The 7,688-nt window shown below is 65.9% G+C and carries 7 protein-coding genes and 1 pseudogene; all 8 read left to right on the forward strand.

The annotated features are described in order from the left end of the window. Positions 1 to 2 precede the first annotated feature (2 nt). Positions 3 to 2,150: an acetate--CoA ligase family protein gene (locus A3CW_RS0144505; protein WP_028209204.1), complete on the forward strand. Its 2,148-nt coding sequence runs from the start codon at positions 3 to 5 to the stop codon at positions 2,148 to 2,150. A gap of 8 nt (positions 2,151 to 2,158) precedes the next feature. Continuing rightward, positions 2,159 to 3,355, forward strand: coding sequence for an acyl-CoA dehydrogenase family protein (locus tag A3CW_RS0144510; RefSeq protein ID WP_245623911.1), 1,197 nt, complete (start codon positions 2,159 to 2,161; stop codon positions 3,353 to 3,355). Between the two features lies 1 nt (position 3,356). Further along, on the forward strand, positions 3,357 to 4,319 hold the full coding sequence (locus tag A3CW_RS0144515; protein WP_028209206.1) for an acyl-CoA dehydrogenase family protein: 963 nt from the start codon (positions 3,357 to 3,359) through the stop codon (positions 4,317 to 4,319). Between the two features lie 11 nt (positions 4,320 to 4,330). Further along, a complete protein-coding gene (locus A3CW_RS0144520; RefSeq protein ID WP_028209207.1) occupies positions 4,331 to 5,089 on the forward strand; it encodes an SDR family NAD(P)-dependent oxidoreductase in 759 nt (252 codons plus the stop codon). Positions 5,090 to 5,101: 12 nt separating this feature from the next. Continuing rightward, positions 5,102 to 5,638 (forward strand): SDR family NAD(P)-dependent oxidoreductase, encoded by a 537-nt coding sequence (locus A3CW_RS49980; protein WP_035515979.1) that lies wholly within the window; start codon positions 5,102 to 5,104, stop codon positions 5,636 to 5,638. Between the two features lie 64 nt (positions 5,639 to 5,702). After that, positions 5,703 to 6,440, forward strand: a complete 738-nt coding sequence (locus A3CW_RS0144530) for a carboxymuconolactone decarboxylase family protein (protein WP_028209208.1) — start codon at positions 5,703 to 5,705, stop codon at positions 6,438 to 6,440. 53 nt (positions 6,441 to 6,493) lie between these two features. Beyond that, a complete protein-coding gene (locus A3CW_RS0144535) occupies positions 6,494 to 7,288 on the forward strand; it encodes an SDR family NAD(P)-dependent oxidoreductase (protein ID WP_028209209.1) in 795 nt (264 codons plus the stop codon). A 242-nt stretch (positions 7,289 to 7,530) separates the two neighbouring features. Continuing rightward, positions 7,531 to 7,688 (forward strand): annotated as a pseudogene (locus A3CW_RS54695) (electron transfer flavoprotein subunit beta/FixA family protein); the annotation flags it as partial.

The raw sequence follows: 7,688 nt of genomic DNA on the forward strand, positions 1-7,688 counted from the left end.
ACATGAACGCCAGTGAATTTCAGCGGCCCGGCGCGGGGTTGGACGCGTTCTTCAACGCGCGCGGCATTGCCATCGTGGGCGCTTCGGACGACATCAACAAGATCGGCGGACGCCCAGTGCATCTGCTGCGCAAATACGGTTACGCGGGGCCGGTCTATCCAGTCAATCCGCGTGGTGGCGAAATCCAGGGCTTGAAAGCCTACGCTTGTGTGCGCGAAACGCCCACCGCGCCCGACCTCGCTATTCTCGCGGTGCCCGCGAATGCAACCGCCGACGCGTTGCGCGATTGCGCGGCGCGCGGTGTGCGCGGGGCCATCGTGCTCTCCTCGGGTTTTGCCGAGGCCGGTCCCGAAGGCGCGGCGCTTCAGGCGGAACTCGTGTCGATCGCACGCGAGGCGGGCATGCGCATACTTGGGCCGAACTGCCTTGGCACCGTGAATGTGCTCGATGGGACCATCGGTTCGTTTTCCATCGCGCTCGAAGAAAGCATGCCGCCCGCGGGCACCGTTGGCATCGTCTCGCAGTCGGGCAACGTGGGCAGCCATACCATGCAATGCGTGGCGCGGCGCGGGCTGGGCGTGAGCCGCTTCATTGCCACCGGCAACGAAGCCGATATCGACGTGGCGGACGGTCTCGCGGCGCTTGCGCACGACGACGAAACGCGCGTGATTCTATGTTGCATGGAAACGTGCCGCAACGCGGATCGCCTCATTGCCGCGCTCGAAGCGGCCCGCGAGCGCAACAAGCCCGTGATCGTGCTGAAGATCGGCGCGACCGAGCAGGGACAAAGCGCGGCCGCTTCGCATACGGGTGCGCTCGCCGGCTCGGACGCGGTGATCGACGCCGTGTTCCACCGTCACGGCGCATTGCGCGTGCGCTCGATCGAAGAGATGCTCGATGTGGGCCACGCGGCTTCGCTGCTGCTGCCTGCGCGCCTGCCGCAAACCGATACGGCCACGCTGGTCGCCGCTTCGGGCGGCTTCGGCATCATGATGGCGGACGCCATGTCGCAAGCGGGCATTGGCCTGCCGCCGCTCGCGGCTGCCACCCGCGCGCGCATCAATGAAGCGGTGCCCACGGCAGGCACGAACAATCCCGTGGATGCGTCCGCGCAGATGTCGAGCCGCCCCGACATCCTGCTCAAGATGCTCACGGCGCTGCTGGATGAACCGAACGGCAGCACGCTCGTCCTCTTCATGTCGCTCTCGTTGTTCAATTCGCGGCTGCGCGGCATCTATCTCGATGCACTCGCGCAGGTGCGCGAGAGCCATCCCGAGCGCCTGCTCATGATCGTTAGCCACGGCCCCGCCGACGCCGTTGCTCAGATCAACGCGCTCGGCATTCCGGTGTTTGGCAGCATCGACGCCGCCGCGCACGGCCTCGCTTCGCTCGTGCGCCTCGGCAAGCTGCGTGATCAGGCGAGTGCGCCGCGCTACACGGGTCCGCTCGAGCGTATCGATCCGGAGGTGTTCCGCACCGAGCATCGCGCGAAGGCCGCGTTGGCGGCGGCGGGCATCGAAGTGCCGCGGGAAGCCATCGTGGCCGACGCTGAGGAAGCCGTGCGCTTTGCCGACTCGATCGGTTACCCGGTAGTCCTGAAGATTGCCTCGGAAGACATTGCGCACAAGACTGAAATTGGCGGCGTGGCGCTGGACCTGCGCGATGGCGAAGCCGTGCGCGCGGCCTATGCACGCCTGCTCGCCAACGCAGCGGAGCATGCGCCGAATGCGCGTATCGCGGGGGTGCTCGTTGCGCCCATGCTGCGTGGCGGTGTCGAGATGATCGCCGGCGTGTCGCGAGATCCGGTCTTTGGTCCCGTGGTGATGGTGGGCATGGGCGGCATACACGCGGAAATCCTCAAGGACGTTTCCGTGCAGCGCGCGCCGGTGACGGAAGGCGAGGCGCTGCAGATGATCCGCTCGCTGCGCATGTTCGCGCTGCTCGACGGCGCGCGCGGCCAGCCGAAGGCCGACCTCGCAGCCGCCGCACGCACCGTGGCGCGGCTCTCGGAGTTCGCCTGCCGCCATGCCGCCGACGTGGCCGAAATCGACATGAACCCCATTCTGGTCAGGCCCGCGGGAGAGGGCGTCGTCGTGCTCGACGCGCTCATGGTTCCCGCAGGCAACGCACCCACAAATCAGCGAGGATAACGATGCATATGGATAAGAGCCCGGCGGTGCCCGATCCCGCAGCGGGGCGGGCGGTCTATCGCCAGCATGCGCGCGACTGGCTGCGCGCGAACCTGCCTGAGCACATGCGCGCGGACAGCCTCGCCTGGCGCGCCCCCACGGTCGAGGAGTGCCGCGACTGGGAAGCGCAGATGTATCACGCGGGCCTCGCAGGCATGACCTGGCCGGTCGCGTACGGCGGCTACGGCCTCACGATGCGCGAACATCTCGCGGTGAACAAGGAAATCGGCGCGCTGGCCATGCCCGAGAGCGTAAGCTCGATCGGCAAGGAACTCGCGGGTCCGGTCATCATGGCTGTCGGCACCGAGGCACAGAAGCGCGCGTTCCTGCCCGCCATTCTCGCCGTGCGCGAGTACTGGTGCCAGGGCTTCTCCGAGCCCGACGCCGGTTCGGACCTCGCGCGCCTGCGCACGAAAGCCGTGCAGGAAGGCGACACGTGGCGCATCAACGGACAGAAGATCTGGACGAGTGGCGCAGCAAAGGCCCATTACTGCCTGCTGCTCACGCGCACCGGCACGGTGGCCGACAAGCATCGTGGCCTGCTGATGTTCGCCGTGCCCATGAGCACGCCGGGCATACGCGTGGTGCCGATCAAGTCGATCGACGGCAAGGAGTCCTTCGCCGAGGTGTTCTTCGACGACGTGGTGGTGCCCGACAGCGCACGCCTTGGCGCGACCGACGAAGGCTGGAGCGCGGCCATCCGCGTGCTCTCCATCGAGCGCGCAACCAACCGCATGTACCGGCCGTGGCGCTTCGAATGCGAGCTGCGCCAGCTCGTGAGCGCCTGCAAGTCCGACACGCTGCTCGCGCAACGACTTGACGACGGCTACTACCAGCGTCGCATTGGCGACGTGGTGTGCGAGATCGACGCGCTCAAGGGCCTCGTCGAGCGCACTGTTGAGCAGGTGATGCAAGGCGAGTCGCTCGGCGCACGCGGCTCGCTCACCAAGCTCTACTGGTCGGAATGCCACCAGCAGTTCGCGAGTCTTGCCCTATCGCTGGTCGCGCATGTGAGCCCCGTGTCGAGCCCGCTTGCGCAGCGCGCTCGCAAGACTTTCACGCACGCCTACCTGTTCTCCCGCGCGGAGACGATTTACGCCGGCACCTCCGAGGTGCAGATGGACGTGATCGCGCAACGCATCCTCAAACTGCCGAAGGATCTCTGATATGACGATGCGAGACGACGGGCTCAAGCCCGAGGAATTCGCTCAGGCCGCCGTGGCGCCCATCGACGACGCGAAATCTCGCTCCCCGCGCGAAGCGGCACGCGTGCTGGCCGAAGCGGGCCTGATGGGCGTATGCGCCTGCGAGGACGATGGCGGCCTTGGACTCGATATCGACTTTGCGGTGCCCATCGTGCATGCCGCGGGCAAACAGCAACTGCGCTTTCCCTTGCTTGAACAGATCGCGCTGGCGAAGGCGTTTGGCGGCACCGAAATTGCCGCCTCGCTGGCCGGCGGTGAAAAGCTCGCCACCGTGGCGCTTCAGGGCGGCATGGAGCTGGGCGTGGCTGGCCATGCGCGCCAAGCGAACGAATGCGACTGGGTGCTCGTCGCCGACGCCAAAGGTTGCGCAGCGCTCGTGGACATGAGCACGGCAAGCTGCGAAACGGACGCCGCGCTCGATCCCGAATGCCCGCAGGTCTGGCTTACGCTCGTGAGCGCGCGGGTGGTTGCGACGCTGGATGCCGACGCCTTTTCCGGGCTTCGCCGCGATCTTCAGGTGCTCGCCGCCGCCTTCGCGAATGGCGCGGCCGATGGCGCGCTGGAAACCGCAGCCGCGTATATGTCCACGCGGGTCCAGTTCGGCCGCCCGCTCTCTGCGAAACAGGCCGTGCGCCATTTGCTCGCGCGCATGAAGCTCGTGCAGGAAGCGTCCGCTGCTGCGATTCGCCGTTCGATCGCGACGGACGAATACGAAACTGCGCGCGACGTGCGGTCCGCGCTGGCCGGCACGCTGGCGAACGCGGCATTCGTGATCGAGAAGGCCATTCATCTGCACGGCGGCATGGGCTTCACGTGGGAGGTGCCCCTGCATTACTCGCTGCGCGAGGTGCGCAAGCTTGATGCGTCGTTCGGGGCAGGCGGACTCGCTCGCGAAGTGGGCCGCGAATTCATCGCAGCATTGTGAGGAAGACAGACATGCAACAGGACATGAACGCTCGCGTGGCGCTCGTCACCGGCGCTGGCGCCGGCATTGGCCGCGCAACTGCGTGTGCGCTGGCCGCGCGTGGCGCGATCGTCGGCGTGAACGATCTGAAAGAAGAGCTTGTGGACGCAACGGTCGCCCAAATTCGCGCGGAAGGCGGTCAGGCCTTCGCGGTGGTGCGCAACGTCGCCACGCGCGAGGGCATGACCGGGGCCGTGTACGAGGCCCGCGAACATCGCGGACGTTTCGACGTGCTCGTCAACAACGCCGCGTGGGTGCGGTATCAGGGCGTGCCCGAGATCTTGCCGGAGACGGTGGACCGCATGCTCGATATCGGCTTCAAGGCTGTGATCTGGGGCATCCAGGCCGCTACGGAAGTGATGGACGCCGAACGCGGCGGCGCCATCGTCAACGTGGCTTCGACGGCGGCGCTGCGCTCGGCGGCAAGCTCCGTGGTCTATTCCGGCATCAAGGCGGGCATACTCGGCATCACGCGCGCAGCCGCGGCAGAGCTCGGCGCGCGCCGTATCCGCGTGAACGCGGTTTGCCCTTCGGCGGTGCCGACGGAAGGCACGCAGCGCAACCGCAACGCGGAGCGCGATGCGGCGCGAGTGGCGCGCACGCCGCTCGGCCGGCTCGGCGTAGTCGAGGATATCGCGCGCGGCATCGCCTTCCTCGCGAGCGATGAGGCGGGTTTCATCACGGCTCAGGCGCTGACGATCGACGGCGGCATTACCTTCACGAATATATAGGATCACCAGGCAATGGGCGAGCACGCCGTAAGGACGGTGCTGATCACCGGCTCGGCCTCTGGCATCGGCTGGGCGGCAGCTCAGCGTTTCGCCGCGGCAGATTGGCGCTGCGTGCTGGTCGATCGCAACGGCGCGGCGCTCGATCGGCTCGTGTCGGGCTTGCCAGCGACGGCCGGTGCGCCACATCTGGTGCGCGTGGCCGATCTCACGCAACCCGACCAGATCGCCGCACTCGCGCTGGGCGCGCCGGCGCTCGATGCGATCATCAACAACGCGGGCATGTCGGACAGCAGCAATGTACCGCTGGCGGAGCAGGGCGCCGCGCAACTCGCGCGGCTCGTCGCCCTCAATCTCGATGCGCCCGCACGGGTTTATGCGGCGCTCGCGCGCGTGCTGCGTCCCGGCGCGCGCATTGTGAACGTCGCATCGGGCGCGGGGCTGCATGCCATTCCGTGGCGCGGCGCTTACAGTCCGAGCAAGGCAGGTTTGATCGTGCAGACCAGGGCGCTCGCGCGTGCGCGGCCCGAGCTACGCGTGAGTGCGCTATGAGGGGCGCAACGTCGCGCGCCGCAAGCGCAGCCCCGCCAACCGGGCAGCACAACAAGGAGGCAGCATGAGCGAAAGCGATTCCGCTCGCGCGCGCATCAAGGCGCAATTCATCGAGGCGCGCGGCTACTGGCGCCCATGGACCGAAGCGATCCTGCATGCGCATCCGGCGTTTCTGGAGCAATACGCGCGTTATGCAGGCTATCCCGCGCGCCACGGTCCACTGTCCGCGCGCATGGTGGAGCTGATCTATGTGGCGCTCGACGCGTCGTCGGCGCATCTGTATGCAGCGGGTCTCAAAACGCATCTGGCAGGCGCATTTGCTGCGGGCGCGAATGAGGCCGATGTTTTCGACGTGCTGCATCTTGTTGCCGCGCAGGGACTCGAATGCGTGTATCAGTCGGCGGCGATACTCGCGCAGGAGGCAGCGCAAGTGACCCCATCGTCGTTCGATGCGGCGTTAGGCGAACGAATCGCGCGACTATGTCCGCAGGCCGCATGCATGCTGAAAACGCTTGCCACGCTGGACCGCACCTACGTGGACGTGCTGCTTGATTTTCTTGAGCATGGCGCGACCGGCGGAGGGCTGAACGATGCCGAGCGCAACGTCATTCAGATCGCGTTGCACGCCTGCTTCACAGCGTTCAATCCCGATGCCGTGCGCCGCCTCGTGCGCGTGGCGCTCGAGGCGGGTGTGACAGCGCCGGGAATTCTGCAGGCTATGCAGCTTGGCGCACATCTTTCCGTGCACGGCACGGCGCTGGGCGCGACGGTAATCGGCGAACTGCGCGCGCCTGCCTTGTGATGCCAGTAGTAGACACGGCTTTACGGCGAAGCTACCAAAAGGAATCCTGGTCAATGAAATCGAAATCGTGGCTCAGTCTCGAGGAGAGAGTTTGTGTCGTAACGGGTGCAGCCGGCGGAATCGGTGCGCAAATCGCGCTTTCGCTTGCACGTGAGGGAGCGCACGTGGCACTGCTCGACCGCGACCGCTCGGCGTGCGCCGAAATTGTCGATCGCATCAGGAACGAAGGCGGCAAGGCGATCGCCATCGGCTGCGACGTCGCCGACAAGGCCAGTGTGGCCGAAGCCGCACACGAGAGCGAACGCGCATTGGGGCGCTGCAACGTGCTCGTGAACAACGCGGCCATCACGTTGCGGGGCGCGTTGCTCGAACTAGATGTCGAGCACTGGGACCGCGTGCTCGCGGTGAACCTCACGGGCGCACTGGTGTGCGCGCAGGCTTTCGGCCAGCAAATGCGCGCCGGGAAGAGCGGCTCGATGGTTCATGTCGCCTCCATTGCAGCGAGCTCGCCGATCCCGGCGGGCGGCGCGTATAGCAGCAGCAAGGCTGCGCTCGCGATGCTCGCTCAGCAGCTTGCCGTTGAACTGGCTGATGACAATATTCGCAGCAATGCAGTGAGTCCCGGACTCGTGCGCACGCCATTGAGTGCGCGCTACTACGATGACCCCGCCATGCTGCGTGCGCGGACCCGGATGGTGCCGTCACGGCGCATTGCCGAGCCGCAGGACATTGCCGACGTAGTGCTATTTCTCGCGAGCGAACGATCCGGCTACGTGAACGGACAGGAGTTACTTGTGGACGGTGCGCTTGGTCGTAACGTCATGGCGCTCGTGCCCCGGCCACAATAGCGCGGTATTCGTAGAGGACACGATCTATGCTAAGGCGGAAATGCTCTTGAAGCGCGAGTCGAAATCGCCTCCGACTCAGGGACTCGTTACTGTGAGAACGGTCGGACTCAAGGCAGACGAAAGGAATTTTTGAGTTTCGAGCGCGCAGTGCTCGTCCCGAAGTGCGGTTCGGGAATCGTGATGTGACAGGGCCGCTGACGCGCAGGCGCGTCAGCTGTTTCATGATGGGAAGGAGATAGGGTTTGAAAATCCTCGTTGCAGTGAAACGCGTAGTCGATTACAACGTGAAGGTTCGTGTGAAGTCGGATGGCACGGGCGTCGATATCGCCAACGTCAAGATGTCGATGAACCCGTTCGACGAAATCGCCGTGGAAGAAGCGGTGCGTCTGAAGGAAGCGGG

Origin of the sequence: Paraburkholderia nodosa DSM 21604 (assembly GCF_000519185.1) — a bacterium.
Taxonomy (GTDB): Bacteria; Pseudomonadota; Gammaproteobacteria; order Burkholderiales; family Burkholderiaceae; genus Paraburkholderia; species Paraburkholderia nodosa.

What these genes read in the sequence shown, in the direction of transcription:
- A3CW_RS0144505 (WP_028209204.1), top strand. Translation starts at nt 3, where the DNA reads ATGAACGCCAGTGAATTTCAGCGGCCCGGCGCGGGGTTGGACGCGTTC.
- A3CW_RS0144510 (WP_245623911.1), top strand. Translation starts at nt 2,159, where the DNA reads ATGGATAAGAGCCCGGCGGTGCCCGATCCCGCAGCGGGGCGGGCGGTC.
- A3CW_RS0144515 (WP_028209206.1), top strand. Translation starts at nt 3,357, where the DNA reads ATGACGATGCGAGACGACGGGCTCAAGCCCGAGGAATTCGCTCAGGCC.
- A3CW_RS0144520 (WP_028209207.1), top strand. Translation starts at nt 4,331, where the DNA reads ATGCAACAGGACATGAACGCTCGCGTGGCGCTCGTCACCGGCGCTGGC.
- A3CW_RS49980 (WP_035515979.1), top strand. Translation starts at nt 5,102, where the DNA reads ATGGGCGAGCACGCCGTAAGGACGGTGCTGATCACCGGCTCGGCCTCT.
- A3CW_RS0144530 (WP_028209208.1), top strand. Translation starts at nt 5,703, where the DNA reads ATGAGCGAAAGCGATTCCGCTCGCGCGCGCATCAAGGCGCAATTCATC.
- A3CW_RS0144535 (WP_028209209.1), top strand. Translation starts at nt 6,494, where the DNA reads ATGAAATCGAAATCGTGGCTCAGTCTCGAGGAGAGAGTTTGTGTCGTA.